Origin of the sequence: Scytonema sp. PCC 10023, from assembly GCF_963920835.1 — a bacterium.
Lineage (GTDB): Bacteria > Cyanobacteriota > Cyanobacteriia > Cyanobacteriales > Nostocaceae > Kalymmatonema.
In genome coordinates this window covers 1-16,299 of the sequence record NZ_CAWUDP010000084.1, presented here as the reverse complement: position 1 = coordinate 16,299, position 16,299 = coordinate 1, and the positions used below count along the sequence as shown (strand labels likewise).

Here is a 16,299-nt window from a genome sequence, read left to right as displayed (position 1 = left end):
TTTACTAAGGTGGACGGGATACCAACTTGAGACAAGCTCCTGAATAGGAGTAAAAGCCTAGCTATGAAACTAAGTCCAGTTTTTGCAACTGCTTTGTCAACTTTTGCTGTGAGTGTGATCACAGCGCTTGGTTTCTCCAGTCAAGCTCAGGGTCTAACTTTTTTAGGCAACTCGAGTGGTATCTGGGGAACACCTAATTCAGGGAGCAATACCGACCCCATTTTTTCTGGTGTGGGAACTAACACATTTACTTGGGGACGTCCTCGTCCAGATGATCGTGAAAACAACTATGGAACACCTGCAAATCAACTGACGTTTACTGGAAATTCTATTTCCACAGACGATGTCGGTTCACTGTTTAAGATAGGGGCTTTAGAATACTACAACGGCAAGGTTGAGGAAAAGACAAACGTCGATTCTGTACCTTTAAATCTCACTTTATCATTTACCGACCCCAGTAATCTCCGCGAAGTTCTCAACTTCGGCTTTCTGCTTGATAATACAACGAACTCTGGAGAAGATCCTGACAACGATGCCGATACTGTGTATGTCCAAGAAAATTTTGGCACTCGCAGTTTCAAGTTGGATGGGAATGAGTACTTACTGAATGTCATTGGCTTTAGCCAAGATGGCGGTAATACAAGTGTTAGCGAATTTAGTGTTCTTGAAGATCAGAAAACGACACCAGCTCTTTATGGCAGAATCACTCGGGTGACACCACCGCAAAAAATTCCTGAAACAGCTAGCACAGTTGGGTTATCAGTACTAGGCATCTACCTCATAACACGCAAGAAATCCTTGAGGGCAAACAACTCTTAACAATTCGCTCATTCGCTCATTCATAAGGTACAGCATTAAAGACAGTTACATAGGGGGATTTAAACCCCAACTGAAACTGAGACTACGTATAGACGTAGGGGTCTTAGACCCTTTAATTTACGATAAATTGCTAACCGCTTATACATCATTTGTATCCATCTTTTGCGTATAACCAGGGGTTAAAACCCCTGGGTCGGCGGTCTTGAAATCAAACAAATTGGGTACACGATACACTATTGGCACTCTCTAAATTTTCCGTAGCGTAGAGTGTCAATTTTTTGAATCAACTTAAAGACAATGATAGTCGAATTGAGGCGCAATCATCTATCACGGGGGGCGCGAGAGTAAGTTTATCCTCCATCAAATCAAACCGCGCCCCTTTTTGGCAGACTTGGAAACCAATATGTGAGACACTTTGCAGCAGGTCGAGCCATCAGCAGCCCAGAAGACTGCACAAGAAGCATAACGACTTTCCGCACGGTCATCACCTCCCTTATTTGATCGTTACTCAACTCCTGATGTCGTCGAAGCACCTTCAGTTGATTGAGGTAAGCTGGGTAACTCCAAGCAGTAACCCGCACCATATACCGTTTTGATGTAGCGGGGATGGCGCGGGTCAGGTTCTAGTTTGGTTCTCAAGTGGCGAATGTGTACGCGAATGGTTTCGATATCATCATCTGGATCGTAACCCCAGACTTCCCTAAGGATTTCACTGGGGGAAACTGTCTGACCGTGGCGTTGCAGCAAGCAGTGCAGAAGCTCAAACTCCAAGTGAGTCAGTTTCACTGTTTGACCAAACCATATTGCTTCAAACCGTTCTGGAACCAAGGTAAGCGGTCCGTAGTTGAGAATTTCGCTGTGCTTGGCTGCTTGAGGAATTCGGTCAGTACGTCGCAAGAGCGCCCGCACCCGTGCTAGCATTTCTTCAACTTCAAACGGCTTGGTGAGGTAATCATCTGCACCAGCGTTAAAGCCTTCGACTTTGTCCTGAGTTTGGCTTAAAGCCGTTAACATCAACACGGGAATTTCGGCTGTACGCTCATCCCGCCGCAGGCGTTGGCAAATGGTAAATCCATCTACCCTGGGCAGCATCAAGTCGAGCATAATCAAATCTGGCTGTAGCTGGAGAGCTAGCGCCTGACCTTTGATGCCGTCTTCAGCTTGGCTGACATCATATCCAGCCATTTCTAAGTTGACGGCAACGAGTTCTGAAATTGCAGGGTCATCGTCTATGACAAGAATCCTCGGCATTAGTAAAAATTTATTACTACTTATTAAGGATAAATAAGAACCTTTGGTAGATACAAAGATTGCTTTATTGATTATAAAAAATATTTTAAATCTAACATAAAGATTAAGATTAAAGGATTAGGGAACCAAACTTAAACTATACTAAATTTCGGTCTTAATGTGTGACTCCTCTTACAGTCCAGGGTGGTTTTTGCAAAACGGTGTTGTTCTGACTGTCTACACCGCTGTTTGCGCTAGTCGTGATTGGCAACGTACAACCCAAAACCCAGAGCCGCCCTACGAGGAAAAAATCTTTATAGGTGCCCAAGAGGTACCGATTTTTGGCTGGGTAGCTATCCCTGAAAACGCTCATGGCACTATCGTCGGCACTTATGGCATTACAGGCGATTTGGATAACCAATGGTATCTGAGGCTGCTGGGGCGCAAAGCATATGCTCAAGGGTATGCCGTCGTACTCTTTGATTGGCGTGCCCACGGTAAGACAGCTCAGCTGTCGCCAACGTTAACAAGTGATGGGTTGTACGAAGGAGAGGATTTTGTTCGTATCAGCGCCGCAGCCAAAGCAATGGGATGCCCAGGAAAATTTTGGTTTACAGGGTACTCTCTGGGGGGACAATTGGCGCTATGGGCAGTGAAAGCTGCTGTGGAATTAACTAGAGAGGATGAAAATTTAGGGCTAGAAGACAGCGACATTGGCGGTGCAGCAGTCATTTGTCCGAGTTTGGATTCAGCGCGATCGCTCTCTTTTTTGGTCAAGCACCCGGTAGGGAAGTACTTTGAGAGGGCGATCGCGCGACAGTTGAAAAAACTCGCATGGCAAATTCATGATGCTCATCCTGGAACTATTGACCCCGAAGCGATTGAAAGAGCAAACAGTATCTGGGGTTTTGACGAGGAACTCGTGATTGGGCGATTGGGTTTCCCGACAGTGGAAGCTTACTACGATGCAAGTAGCGCTTTACCACTGCTGCGAAACCTGACAAAACCAACTTTGATTATATACGCCGAAGACGACCCGTTCTTTGAACCGGCAATTATACCTGAATTGCAAATCGCCTGTGCTAACAATCCAATGGTAGATTTGTTACTAACCCGTTACGGCGGTCATGTTGGCTATATAAGTAGTAAAACGTGCCAGCGCCAAGCAAAAGACCCCGACCAGTGGTGGGCATGGAATCGGATTTTAGAGTGGATTGGTAAGCAGGGTTAGCCGCACAAAGAGATGATTGGTGGGAAGCCATCGCTCAACTGTGTAACGTAATCGGCAAGGTGAGGGTGAACGCTGTTTGACCAGAAGATGTTGAGTCAAGGATGAGGTCGCCATGATGTGCGCGGGCAATTTCACGGGCTAGGCTGAGTCCCAGTCCGATTCCTTCTACCTTGCGGGTTCGCGCAGGATCACCGCGATGGAAGCGGTCAAAAATGCGTGAGCGATCGCTGACTGGAATATCAATTGAAGCATTAGCAATCGTGACGTAGAGAGTTGTTTGAGTTTGGTGAGCGTGAATCTGTATCCAGCCGTTGGCGAGATTGTATTTGATGGCATTACTCAACAGGTTTTGCAGAACTTGAATGAGGAGATCGCGATCGCCCTGTACCCGTAATCCATCAGTAATATCAGTTTGCACACTCAGGTGGGGAGCCAGCAGTTCCACATCCTCTACCATCTCGATGAGCAAGTCAGACATATCCACCTCAACCAGATACAAGCTCATTTGTCCCGCATCTGCCAAAGACAGCAGCAAGAGTTTCCGCATAATTCCACTCAAGCGGCGTACCTCATCCAACAGGTTGCTTAAGCGCTGTTGCATTTCACTTCCGTTCTTCACCTGTTGCAGCGTTCGTTCCAATTCGCCTTGCAGAATGGTTAGTGGCGTTTTCAGTTCGTGGGCGGCGTCAGCACTGAAGCGGGAGGCTTGTGTAAAACTGCGTTCCAGGCGTTCCAGCATTTGGTTAAACACCCGAATCAGTTCGACAAATTCAACATCCGTTGTCCCAATTGGAATCCGCTGATCTAGCCCTTTAACCGTCACTTGTTGAATGACACCCGTTAATTGACCTATGGGACGCAAAGCACTACCAGAAACCAACCATGCCCCAGAGGCAACCAGCACAAGCGCCCCCGGAATTGAAACAAGGAAGATATTGCGAATGGTAGCCATCTCTTGATTGACTGCTTGCAGGCTAACAGCAATGGCAACGTGAACATTGCGAAATTTAGCTGCCCCAATCCGCCAGGTTTCTGTTGCTGTCTGCTGGGTGACGAATCGAGGTGGGCGTGGGGGAATCAAGGGTGGTGCAAAGGCGGATGGATTTGTACTCTCAAGTTTTGGCGGTGGTTGACGTTTAGGAAAGGGTGGCAGAGGAGTCAACTCAAGACGCTTAAGCAGCAGACGATTCACGTCGAGATCCGCAGGCACTTCCTTGGATTGATAAAGTGTGTTGCCGTTTGGATCAAGCACCAGCAGTGCGATCGGGATTTTTGTCTTTGTTCCGAAGGCATAGGTTAATGAGTCTCCGTAGAACTGCCATCGCTCTCGTTCGGGTGGACGAGTTGCCCGCATCAACTGATTAAACAGTTGTGCATCGAGGCGGCTGATCTGAGCATTGTAAATCTGGAACCAAGAGACTGCGCCAAACCCTACTAATGCGCTTCCAGCCAAAGCCGTAGACAATAAAGCAATCCGGAGTCGAAACGAACGCAGTTTCATGCTTGAGGCTCTGGCTTGCGAAACCGATATCCAACCCCTCGAATACTTTCAATCCAGCCTGCTTCATCAATGGGGTCAATTTTTTTACGAATTCGCTGGATACAAACATCCACGACATTGGTGTTGGGATTAAAGTCGTAGCCCCAAACGTGTTCCAGGATTTGGGTACGGGTAAAAACCCGTCCGGGAGAACGCATGAGATATTCCAGAAGATTAAACTCGCGGCTGGTGAGTTCTATCGCCTGTTGATTGCAGGTAACTTCTCGTGTGATGCGATCAAGCTTGAGCGCTCCAACCGCAAGCAGATTTTGGCGATCGCCCACACTCCGGCGCACAACGGCATGAATTCGAGCCGCTAACTCTTCCACAAAAAACGGTTTGGCGATGTAGTCATCGGCTCCCAAATTCAGCCCGGACAGGCGATCGTCGAGTTCATTGCGAGCCGTCAACAAAATCACGGGAGCATTCCGACCTTTCTGCCGCAGTTGTTTGAGAATTGATAGTCCATCTTTTCCCGGCACCATGATGTCGAGTACGATCGCATCATATTCGTTGTCTAATGCCCGCAGATACCCTTCATCACCGTTATCGCAGTAGTCTACGACAAATCCCTGCTCCTTCAATCCAGCCCGGACGAAGTTAGCAATTTTTGCTTCATCTTCGACAAACAGAACGTTCACAACTATTTATTACAACTATTTATGACTTCACCTATTGCTTTATTCTAGATTCATTACCCTTTGGCTCAAATTACAAAACTGTAATTCAGAAAGCAGGCAAGTTGTCATTTTGATTCTGCTTAATCAGAAATGTAAACAGTTTGGAGACACATAAGTAAATACACTGAATTTAAAACCAGATTGTTGCACTCGACCCTCTGCCTGCGGCACCCTTAGAAGGAAAGCACAGAGGCTCTGCACGGATATGCGTCTGCAGTTGAATTGTGTCGATATACTTAAAAAATAGGCAGTATGAAAAATAATAATCGCCAATTAGGTCGGATTTTAAGTCGAAGAGAGGCACTTGCTTTATTTAGGGTAGCCGGAAGTGCAATATTTCTGGTTGGATGCACACCTAGAAAGTCCAACTCCGCGCAGGCACAGTCGAGTGTAGCCGTCGCAGCATCATCGACCGCCAATTCTGCTACTTTACCTGCATGTATCGTGCGTCCGGAGCAGACTGAAGGACCCTATTTCGTGGACGAGAAGCTCAACCGCTCCGACATCCGCTCCGATCCGTCGGACGGTTCGGTGAAAGACGGTGTGCCGCTCAAACTGACGCTTCGCGTTTCTGGGATCAGCGGTACTGGCTGCACGCCTCTAGCAGGTGCGATCGTGGATATTTGGCACTGTGACGCCCTAGGCGTTTATTCGGACGTGACAGACCGGAGTTTCAATACCGTCGGCAAAAAGTTCCTGCGCGGCTATCAAGTGACGGACGCGAATGGAATTGTCGAGTTCACAACCATTTATCCTGGTTGGTATCCAGGCAGAACGGTCCATATCCACTTTAAGGTACGCACAGATGCGACATCAGAACAGCGTTATGAGTTTACGTCACAGCTGTACTTTGATGACTCGATTAGCGATCGCGTATACACCCAGGCACCATACGCGAGTAAGGGACAGCGCACGCAGAACAACGCTGAGGACGGAATTTTTAAAGATGGTGGCGACCAATTGTTGCTCAAGCTCACCAAGAATGGACAAGGCTACGCAGCAACCTTTGATGTTGGACTTCAAACTTTGGCTTAAATAGACTTCTTGCACTCATTCCGGTTTAAAGATATTTGGAACCACAGATGTAGGCTTACGCCTACATCTGTGGTTTTTTTCATAAACATTGAGTGCATGCAATCTTGTTTAATGACAAAAATTACAAAACTGTCATTCAAAAGCAGGGCGAAGTGTCATTTTGGGGTCGCTTAATTAGAAATGTAAACAATCTATCTTTTGGTGGTTGAGCATGAAAATTAATCAAGCATTGGTCGTGACAGCGATTTCCGTTCTGGCTGGCACATTGGTTTTTACTTTACCCAATCAGGCAAATGCCGAAGCTCCATTGCATCAAATCGCACAGGCAACAGATGCGCCCAACCAACCACCGCAAGGACAGCGGCGACGACCTCGGATTGATTTTGCAGCGGCTGCGGCGAAACTGGGTGTAACTGAACAACAGTTAAAGGATGCGCTGGGAGTGCCTGCCAATCCTCCAAATGGAGCTGATAGAAATGGGCGTCCTCCTCGCCCTGATTTTAAGGCGGCGGCGGCGAAGCTGGGTGTAACTGAACAACAGTTAAAGGATGCGCTGGGAGTGCCTGCCAATCCTCCAAATGGAGCTGATAGAAATGGGCGTCCTCCTCGCCCTGATTTTAAGGCGGCGGCGGCGAAGCTGGGTGTAACTGAACAACAGTTGACAGACGCACTCGGCATTCCACCGCGTCCTCCTGCAAACAGGTAGTTTAGTATTCAAAGCTCCTACTCGAAGTTGGTTGATACAACGTTGGTTTTAGGCGTCATACCAAGTTGCGTTCAAAGAGAGAATTTTCTGAATTAACCGCTCCAGAACGCAGAGAACACAGAGAAAAAAAAGAGAAAGTTACCTGTATGAATGCAACTTGGTATCAAGGGCTTGACAGCGCTAAGCCTTTTCTACTTCCCACCGATACAAGGTCTTTATGCTACACACCACAACTGCTTTATCTGTTGATGCTGATTGTTCCGATGAGCGGCATTTTGTTATCAAACACAGGTGGGCATGATGTTCCGTTCTTTTTTGTGAGGTTGCCCAATTAGTTTGAGGAGAATCGTTCTATTATGGCGATTGCCGAAGGCACTGCGCTCCGCGCAATCGCTCATAATCTACACTTCTGGCTGTCCTACACTTTGCTGGCACTGGTTGCATTGCACATGGTTGAGCAGCGTCACTTTCTCACTAGAACCTGGAAACGGATTTTTAAAGCGTAGCAATTACAAAACAAATTACAAAATTGTAATTCAAGCAGAGGGCAATTCGTCATCTTGGGCTGGCGTAATTGAAACTATCGGCTCTTTCCACTCTCACCAGAAATTTGAGGGAAGGTTTGTAGAAGCAAGGGCATTGCAACGACTCAATTGTTGTTTACAACCCAGGTGCAAAGAAACGTATGACACTTGATTCTCCTCAACCCACTATATTCAAGCCTTCAGGAAAAGGCTTGATGAAACATAAGCTAACCAAGTGGCTGATAGGGTTACTGATTCTCAGTTCACTGACGGGGAGTGGATATCTCGTTTACCGTCAGACGATGATTTCCACAAGCCAGCAAGCCAGAAGCAAAATGCTGACAGTCCCAGTCGAGCGAGAGACGTTACCCATCACCATCTCAGCCAACGGCACAATTAAAGCCAAACAATCAACCAACGTCAGCCCCAAAAACTCTGGGCGGCTAAAGAGCTTGCTGGTGAAGGAAGGTGACTATGTTAAAGCAGGACAAGTCCTAGCATACATGGATGACTCAAACTTTCAAGGGCAACTGATTCAAGCACAGGGATCTCTGGCTTCTGCCCAGGCGAATTTGCAAAAGGCAATAGCAGGCAATCGCCCGCAAGATATTGCTCAAGCACAGGCACAATTAGAAGAAGCCCAAGCGAATTTGCAAAAAGCACAAGCAGGTAACCGTCCTCAAGATATCGGTCAGGCTGAGGCACGTTTAAAAAGCGCTCAAGCAAGTTTAACAAAAGCGCAAGATGATTTGAACCGCAATCAGCAACTATACAATGCTGGTGCCATTTCCCTTCAGACTGTAAACCAGAAACGTGCTGACAAAGACAGCGCCCAAGCTCAGGTAAACGAAGCGCAGCAAGCGCTAGCATTGCAAAAAGCAGGGTCACGCACAGAAGATATCGAGCAAGCAAAGGCGGTGGTGAAGCAAAGACAGGAAGCTTTAGCACTGCTGAAAGCGGGAACACGCCAGGAAGACATTGACTCCGCACGCGCTCAGGTGATTCAGCAACAGGGCAACCTGAAAACGATTCAAACGCAGATTGAAGACACAGTTATTCGTGCTCCTTTCAGTGGTATTGTAACTGCCAAGTATGCCGATCCGGGCGGTTTCGTCACACCCACCACATCGGGAAGTGCAGTATCTAGTGCAACCTCTTCTTCGATTCTGTCGCTCGCATCAACCTATCAGGTTGTGGCAAATGTTGCCGAAACTGATATTGGCAGAATTAAGGTAGGGCAGTCGGTCGCCATCAAAGCCGATGCTTACCCTGACAAAACCTTTCAGGGGAAAGTTGCGGCTGTTGCGGCTCAGGCAACGGTGACTTCTAATGTTACCAGCTTTGAAGTCAGAGTAGACCTCACCGATCCTGAAACTCTCCTGCGTCCGGGCATGAATGTCAATGCAAAGTTCGATGCAGGCAAATTGAATAACGTGCTTGTTGTCCCAACGGTGGCGATCGCACGCCAGAAGAACGGCACCGGAGTGCAGGTACTCACGGAAAACGGCGGCACTCGCTTTGTTCCAGTGAAAACCGGAGTTATCGTGAATGACAAAACTGAAGTACGCTCTGGTTTGCAAGGAGATGAAAAAGTTTTGGTGAGTGCGCCACCAGGATCTTCTAACAGAGATAGTAACTCCAGTAACAGGGGTGGTCGTTCCGGCGGCATGGGTGGTTTTCCCCCCGGTGGTGGTCGTCCCCGCAGTGGTTTTTAGACTTGGTGTTACATACAAGGTTTAGCAATGATAAAATCACGCAAGCGCAAACCACTGGTTAAACAGGCTTCTGCTCTCATCCAGAGTTCTTCGGTATCAGTCTTTGAAATTCTGACGATGGCGATTGAGGCGCTGTGGAGTAATAAACTCCGCACTGTGCTCACGATGCTAGGCATCATCATTGGTATTACGGCAGTAATCGCCGTTACCGCCATTGGTCAAGGCACCCAAAAAGCAACCGAGCAACGATTACAATCACTCGGAACCGACATTTTGCAAGTGCAATCGGGTGCAGCCAGAAGTGGTGCGGTGCGACAGGGCAGTGGAAGCGCAACGACATTAACTTTGGAAGATTCTCAGGCGATCGCTCAGCAGGTTTTAGGAGTTGAACAGGTATCTGCTTTCCTGCAACAGAATGCCCAAGTCGTCTATGCCCAAAACAACGACTCGATGACCATTATTGGAACCGATGTCAATTATCCAGATGTACGCAACACGCATCCCCAAACAGGTAGATTTTTCACTCAAGAGGAAGTCGATGGGGCAAAACCTGTGGCGGTTCTCGGTCCCACCGCACGAGATGACCTGCTGGGGACACGAAGCAATGCAGAAGGCGCACAAATCCGCATCTCTGGACAAACCTATGACGTGATTGGCGTCATGGAAGCGAAGGGAGCGCAAGGTCCACAAAACCCGGATGAACAAATTTATATCCCGCTTACCAATATGTCTGCCCGGTTAGTGGGAAACAACTCTGTCAAGGGACTTGCGGTGAGAGGAGTTTATGTCAAAGTCAAAAGCCAGGATCAGCTAGACGCTGCTCAGTATCAAATTACCAATCTCTTACGGGTACGACATGGGATTTTTCCCGAAGAAGGAGATACGGATGATTTTAGGATCGTGAATTCAGCCGATATCATCAACACGCTCACCAGTACAGCGTCACTTTTTACCGTGATGGTGGTGGCGATCGCCGCAATTTCTTTAATCGTTGGCGGTATTGGTATTGCAAATATCATGCTTGTGTCAGTGGTTGAGCGGACGCGGGAAATCGGGATTCGCAAAGCAATCGGAGCGACTAGCGCTGCCATCTTGAGCCAGTTTTTAGCCGAGGCTGTGATTATTGCGGCAATGGGAGGGGTAATTGGGATTGGGCTAGGAGTTGCGATCGCCTTCGCCGCCTCAAACCTGTTCAAATTTCCCTTCGTGATTTCGCTGTGGTCGATCCTGCTTGGTTTTGGTTTGACATTTCTGATTGGGCTTCTGGCTGGCGTAATTCCGGCTCGCAATGCTGCCAGTCTTGACCCGATTGCGGCGCTGAGGAGCGATTAAAACATTGTTGAAGCAGAGGATTACCTAATATGGCAACCATGATTTGGATGGAAGGAATTCAGAAAACATACCGTCTAGGTGAAGTCGAGGTTCCGGTACTCAAGGGCATTGACTTGTCTATCGAGGAAGGAGAATATGTCGCAATTATGGGGATGTCTGGTTCGGGGAAGTCTACGCTGATGAATATCATCGGTTGCCTTGATCGCCCAACATCCGGACATTATGTTCTAGAAGGCAGAAACCTGACTACGCTAAACAATGACGAATTGGCATATATTCGTAATCGGCGCATCGGTTTTGTGTTTCAGCAGTTCAATTTACTGGCTCGCTCTACGGCTTTAGAAAACGTAATGCTGCCAATGGTTTATGCAGGTGTTCCCAAATCACAACGTCGGCGGCGGGCAGAGCTAGCCTTAACCCGCGTTGGCTTGGCAGAGCGAATGTTCAACCGTCCAAACCAGCTTTCTGGTGGACAGCAGCAGCGAGTGGCTATAGCCCGTGCTCTCGTCAACCGCCCTGCGCTTGTCCTAGCAGACGAACCCACTGGAGCGTTAGATACTCAAACCTCTCAGGAAGTGATGGATTTGCTGAGTGAGCTAAACCGTCAAGGCATCACGATTGTCATCGTGACGCACGAACCAGATGTCGCCGAGCAAACTCACCGCATCATTCATGTCAAAGATGGCTTAACTAGTCCAGCAGCAAGCCACGCGAACAGTCTTGTATGAACAAATGCTTTTAACAACCAGATTTTGTGAAAGCCTTAAGTACAAATCCTCACAGGTATTATAGCTTCTTGCATCTTCACGTGCGATTGCGACGGTCTAACAAATTACTGCACCGGAACGCGAAAACCGTCCATTTTGTCAGTGAAGCTGCAGAGTTTGTATGGCGTCGCTCCCACAATCAATATCATTCAGCTGACTTGAGAATCAGGTGTATCAAAGCATCAATCAGGCGATCGCTCTCCATCGGAATAATTTCCTTACCGTTCATCATCTCCTGAGTCATGACAAAATGAACCAATGACCCAAGAAGAATTCGTGCCGTTGCCTCTGGATCAGGTATGTTGAGTTCAGGGTGAGAAGCCAGGTACTGACTAAGAGTCTCAATCGCCGGTTTAATCAAGCATACGATACACAACTGGGCTAACTCAGGAAAACGACCAGACTCGCCAATCACCACTCGCTTAAACGCACGAAACTCTTCATCTTTGAGCATTTCATTCAATGCTGTTGTTACCAATCGCCGCAGGACAATTTTCGGGTCTCCCTCAAGCCGATCTGCACCAAAGATGGAATGAAATCGTTCTTGAGCCAGTTTTTCTACCAGCGCCTTAAAAAGTCCTTGTTTATCTTGAAAGTGGCTGTAAACTGTAGCTTTAGAAACTCCAGCACACGCCGCTATCCTATCCATGCTAGTACCGGCGTAGCCATGCAGGAGAAATTCATGCATCGCCCCTTGTAAAATTTGTTCAACTTTATCTAATGAACTGTCGCGCTCAACTTCAGTAGCTCTTTCACGTACCATTTTTCAAATATACTGTCGTGTAAACAATCTTATCGATAAGTTCCTTGATTTTTTTGGAGTTTACTAACATGAAATGCACCTTTTTTAAATATATATTTAGATAGATAATCTAAAGTATAAATTATCACTTAAGGTCAATTCAAAATATGCCCTACCGGTTGTGCGAGCAAAGCGTGCAACTCTTTTGCAGGAAGCACAAATTCATAAATTCAAACAGGACAATTTCACCATAAGTTTGAGACTTGCATAATCTTTTTGAGTTTCATTCTTTTTTTTATTTTTAACACTATTAATGTGAAACATTTGCCTAAAATGCTACTTAAGGTGTATGGTTTCACTACCCTGCTTTAGATAAGGTATGTGGCTAGGGTGTACCCAAGACAAGCAGTTTCCTAGTGATGACAACCTCCACCGAAGCACGAGCAAGATAATTGTTGTGCCCTGATATGTGTCAATAAAAACCGCTAGGAATATAACTAAACTATTCAGTTTAGTTTAGATATATTATAAGACTAAATAAGACAAATAAGACTAAACCGTTTAGTTTTACACCCAATGGTAGCAGACTATGCTTGAAAACTCTAATTTCGAGGGTCCATCTCCTCTCAAACCGGTTTTACGTCCACCTCTTCTGATGGCTGTACTGGCAACTATAACAGCAGGAGGAGTCGGTGTTTACACAGTACAAAAAACCCGAAATACCAACGCTGAAGCAGTCAAGAAGCAGGCGGTTCCAGTAGTACAAGTCAAAACGGTGACAGCACTGGGACGCTTGGAACCAAAGGGAGAAATCATTAAACTTTCTGCGCCAGCATCGGCAGAAGGGAGTCGAGTTGAAAAATTGCTGGTCAGGGAAGGAAGTAAGATTAACGAAGGGCAGATAGTTGCGATTTTGGACAGTCGCGATCGCCTCGCCGCAGCACTAGCAGAAGCACAAGAGCAGGTACGAATCGCCCAGGCAAATCTGGCGCAGGTAAAAGCAGGTGCCAAACAGGGAGAAATAGAAGCGCAAAAAGCAGCTATTGCCCGCATCCAAGCAGAACAAGACACGGAAATTCCAGCGCAAAAAGCAACCCTTGCTCGCTTAGAGGCAGAAAGAGATACGGAAATCGAGGCACAACAAGCAACGATTGGTCAACTGGAGGCACAGCTAAACAATGCCCTAGCAGAATACCGACGTTATCAAACACTTTATCAACAAGGGGCGATTTCTGCTTCGTTCCAGGATAGCAAGCGCTTGACTCTCACGACAGCCCAGAAACAAATAGCACAAGCACGAGCCAACCTTAAACGCATCCAAACATCCCGAGAACAACAAATAGCAGAAGCACGAGCCAACCTCAAACGCATCCAAACATCCCGAGAACAAGAAATAGCAGAAGGCAGGGCGACCTTAAATAAAATTGCGGAAGTCCGTTCTGTGGATGTAGAAGCAGCCCAAGCAGAAGTCAATCGTGCTAAAGCAGCCGTAAAAAGAGCAGAGGCAAATCTCAGACTTGCTTTTGTGCGAGCACCCGAAGAAGGTCAAGTCCTCAAAATTAATACCCGTCCTGGAGAATTGGTGTCCACTAGTGACGGTATTGCAGAGATTGGGCAAACTAGTCAGATGTATGCAGTCGCAGAAGTTTACCAAAGTGATATTAACAAAGTGCGTTTAGGGCAACGAGTGCGGCTACAGAGTGAGTCCCTACCTGATCAATTGGTGGGAACTGTGGATCGTTTGGGGATGCAAGTACAACGGCAGAATGTTATTAACAGTGACCCCACAAGCAATATTGATTCCAGAGTCGTGGAAGTCCATGTACGACTTGATGAGCCATCCAGTCAGAAATCTGCGAGATTCTCCAATTTGCAAGTAAGGGCGGTAATTGAACTGTGATTGGACTTATCTTCCAGCAAATTCAGCAACTACGGCGGCGAACGCCATTAGGATGGCTGCAACTCACTCACCACAAGAGTCGCTTTTTGGTAGCATTATCAGGCATTGCCTTTGCCGATGTTCTTATGTTCATGCAGCTGGGATTTCAGACTGCCCTGTTTGACAGCAACACCAGACTCCATCACAGCATGGAGGCAGACATTTTTCTCATCAGTCCCCAAGCACGTAACCTGGCATATTTGTCTACATTTTCTCGGCGACGACTATTGCAGGCAATGGATATACCGGGGGTGAAGTCAGCAGAGGGAATGTATCTTGGCTTTATCGATTGGAAGAATCCTCAAACGCGCAAACAGACTGGCATACTCGTTATAGGGATCAATCCCGATAAACCAGCGTTTAATTTACCAGAGGTGAACAGCCAATTAAACGCGATTAAGATGCCAGATACCATGCTGTTTGACAGTGGTTCTAGAGGAGAGTATAACAAGGTATTTGCCCAAATTGAGCAGGGGAAACCTGCCACCACCGAAATAGGACGGCGGACGATTACCATTAATGGCTTATTTAAAGTGGGAGCTTCCTTTATAGCTGATGGTACCTTAATAACCAGCGACCAAAACTTTTTGCGAGTATTTCCTAGACAACAGCCTGGGGCTGTGAATTTGGCTTTGATTCAACTGCAACCAGGGTATGACCCAAAGCAAGTCGCAACTGCCTTAAAATCCCAGCTAGCAGATAAGAATGATGTCAAAGTCTTGACAAAAGAGGAATTTATTGAATTTGAGAAGAACTATTGGCAAACAAACACTGCGATCGGCTTTATTTTTAGCCTAGGTGTAACAATGGGCTTTCTGGTGGGGGTGATTATCGTATATCAAGTCCTTTCCACCGATGTCAATGCTCACATGAAAGAATACGCCACCTTCAAAGCAATGGGGTATCGCAATGCCTACTTACTAGGAGTGGTGTTTGAAGAAGCAATCATTATGGCGGTGTTAGGCTTTTTACCAGGTGTCACCGTATCCTTTGGACTGTACGCCATGACGCGGAACGCCACCAACTTACCAGTGATCATGACCTTGGCAAGAGCAATTCAGGTACAAGTACTGACCATAATCATGTGTATGATTTCTGGCGCAATTGCTACCCGCAAAGTCCAATCTGCTGACCCCGCCGATATGTTCTAAACTCATGTTGTACAGAGGACACACCGGACGCACAGAGTAACTAATGACTAATGAAGATGTACAGACGCGCCATGGCGCGTCTCTACAAATGACTAATAACTAATAACTAATGACTAATGACTAATAACTAATGACTATGAAATCTGTCATATCTGTTCAAAATCTCAACCACTACTTTGGTAAAGGTCAACTCCGCAAACAAGTGCTATTTGACATCAGTTTGGAGATAAACGCCGGTGACATTATTATTATGACAGGTCCGTCTGGTTCTGGTAAAACCACACTTCTGACCTTGGTAGGTGGGTTGCGTTCAGCCCAGGAAGGGAGTTTGCGGGTGTTAGGACAAGAACTCTGTGGTGCAAATGCAGGACAACTCACACTGGCGCGACGTAATCACGGCTATATTTTCCAAGCACACAACCTGCACGGTAGCTTAACAGCACTGCAAAACGTCAGGATGGGTTTGGAACTGCACAAGAGTGTTACTCCACAAGAGATGCACAGACGCGCAGCCGAGATGCTAGATTTGGTAGGATTAGGGCATCGTCTCAATTACTACCCGGATGACCTGTCGGGGGGACAAAAACAACGGGTGGCTATAGCCCGTGCGCTGGTGAGTCAACCCAAAATTGTTCTCGCAGACGAACCTACCGCCGCCCTTGATAGTAAGTCGGGTCGAGATGTGGTGAACCTGATGCATAAGCTAGCAAAAGAGCAAGATTGTACCATTTTGTTGGTGACTCATGACAATCGTATCTTGGATATAGCCGATCGCATTGTTTACATGGAAGATGGTAAGTTAGCAAAAGCCCCTGCTACCGTCGGATAGCAATAGACCGGAATAACAACGGCGAGCTAGCCCCTAAATTCTATTTATGGGGGCTAGCC

Annotated in this window: 15 protein-coding genes; 11 read left to right on the top strand and 4 right to left on the bottom strand. The window is 47.0% G+C overall.

The window, feature by feature from the left end:
* The first annotated feature begins 63 nt into the window (after positions 1–63).
* Positions 64–819: a choice-of-anchor K domain-containing protein gene (locus tag ACM0OZ_RS35965; RefSeq protein WP_414587622.1), complete on the top strand. Its 756-nt coding sequence runs from the start codon at positions 64–66 to the stop codon at positions 817–819.
* 504 nt (positions 820–1,323) lie between these two features.
* Here ACM0OZ_RS35965 and ACM0OZ_RS35960 read toward each other — a convergent pair.
* Positions 1,324–2,070: a response regulator transcription factor gene (locus ACM0OZ_RS35960; RefSeq protein WP_041035005.1), complete on the bottom strand. Its 747-nt coding sequence runs from the start codon at positions 2,068–2,070 to the stop codon at positions 1,324–1,326.
* Positions 2,071–2,227: 157 nt separating this feature from the next.
* On the opposite strand from ACM0OZ_RS35960, the gene ACM0OZ_RS35955 reads away from it, so the two are divergent.
* Complete coding sequence (locus ACM0OZ_RS35955) at positions 2,228–3,280, top strand: YheT family hydrolase (protein ID WP_414587621.1); 1,053 nt, start codon at positions 2,228–2,230, stop codon at positions 3,278–3,280.
* 34 nt (positions 3,281–3,314) lie between these two features.
* Here the strand turns inward: ACM0OZ_RS35955 and ACM0OZ_RS35950 are convergent, their stop codons facing one another.
* Positions 3,315–4,781: a sensor histidine kinase gene (locus ACM0OZ_RS35950; RefSeq protein WP_414587620.1), complete on the bottom strand. Its 1,467-nt coding sequence runs from the start codon at positions 4,779–4,781 to the stop codon at positions 3,315–3,317.
* A complete protein-coding gene (locus ACM0OZ_RS35945) occupies positions 4,778–5,461 on the bottom strand; it encodes a response regulator transcription factor (RefSeq protein ID WP_414587619.1) in 684 nt (227 codons plus the stop codon). The genes ACM0OZ_RS35950 and ACM0OZ_RS35945 overlap by 4 nt, the downstream gene beginning before the upstream one ends.
* A gap of 291 nt (positions 5,462–5,752) precedes the next feature.
* Between ACM0OZ_RS35945 and ACM0OZ_RS35940 the strand changes: the two genes are divergently transcribed.
* The 6 genes from ACM0OZ_RS35940 (at position 5,753) to ACM0OZ_RS35915 (ending at position 11,540) form a co-directional block, all read left to right on the top strand.
* Positions 5,753–6,535 carry an intradiol ring-cleavage dioxygenase gene (locus ACM0OZ_RS35940; protein WP_414587618.1) on the top strand — a complete coding sequence of 261 codons (783 nt, stop codon included), beginning with the start codon at positions 5,753–5,755 and terminating at the stop codon, positions 6,533–6,535.
* Positions 6,536–6,746: 211 nt separating this feature from the next.
* Positions 6,747–7,241 (top strand): hypothetical protein, encoded by a 495-nt coding sequence (locus ACM0OZ_RS35935; protein WP_414587617.1) that lies wholly within the window; start codon positions 6,747–6,749, stop codon positions 7,239–7,241.
* 146 nt (positions 7,242–7,387) lie between these two features.
* Positions 7,388–7,576 carry a hypothetical protein gene (locus tag ACM0OZ_RS35930; RefSeq protein WP_414587616.1) on the top strand — a complete coding sequence of 63 codons (189 nt, stop codon included), beginning with the start codon at positions 7,388–7,390 and terminating at the stop codon, positions 7,574–7,576.
* A gap of 350 nt (positions 7,577–7,926) precedes the next feature.
* Entirely contained in the window at positions 7,927–9,480 is a 1,554-nt protein-coding gene (locus tag ACM0OZ_RS35925) for an efflux RND transporter periplasmic adaptor subunit (protein ID WP_414587615.1), read from the top strand.
* Positions 9,481–9,597: 117 nt separating this feature from the next.
* The gene (locus ACM0OZ_RS35920) at positions 9,598–10,812 is read left to right on the top strand and encodes an ABC transporter permease (RefSeq protein WP_414587644.1); all 1,215 of its coding nucleotides are present in this window, start codon (positions 9,598–9,600) and stop codon (positions 10,810–10,812) included.
* Between the two features lie 29 nt (positions 10,813–10,841).
* Complete coding sequence (locus ACM0OZ_RS35915; RefSeq protein ID WP_414587614.1) at positions 10,842–11,540, top strand: ABC transporter ATP-binding protein; 699 nt, start codon at positions 10,842–10,844, stop codon at positions 11,538–11,540.
* A 184-nt stretch (positions 11,541–11,724) separates the two neighbouring features.
* Here the strand turns inward: ACM0OZ_RS35915 and ACM0OZ_RS35910 are convergent, their stop codons facing one another.
* Entirely contained in the window at positions 11,725–12,342 is a 618-nt protein-coding gene (locus ACM0OZ_RS35910; RefSeq protein ID WP_414587613.1) for a TetR/AcrR family transcriptional regulator, read from the bottom strand.
* Positions 12,343–12,910: 568 nt separating this feature from the next.
* On the opposite strand from ACM0OZ_RS35910, the gene ACM0OZ_RS35905 reads away from it, so the two are divergent.
* From ACM0OZ_RS35905 to ACM0OZ_RS35895, 3 genes are all read left to right on the top strand, one after another.
* Positions 12,911–14,221 (top strand): HlyD family efflux transporter periplasmic adaptor subunit, encoded by a 1,311-nt coding sequence (locus ACM0OZ_RS35905; RefSeq protein ID WP_414587612.1) that lies wholly within the window; start codon positions 12,911–12,913, stop codon positions 14,219–14,221.
* A complete protein-coding gene (devC, locus tag ACM0OZ_RS35900; protein WP_414587611.1) occupies positions 14,218–15,411 on the top strand; it encodes an ABC transporter permease DevC in 1,194 nt (397 codons plus the stop codon). The genes ACM0OZ_RS35905 and devC overlap by 4 nt, the downstream gene beginning before the upstream one ends.
* A gap of 136 nt (positions 15,412–15,547) precedes the next feature.
* Positions 15,548–16,240, top strand: a complete 693-nt coding sequence (locus tag ACM0OZ_RS35895) for a DevA family ABC transporter ATP-binding protein (protein ID WP_414587642.1) — start codon at positions 15,548–15,550, stop codon at positions 16,238–16,240.
* The last annotated feature ends 59 nt before the right edge of the window (positions 16,241–16,299 follow it).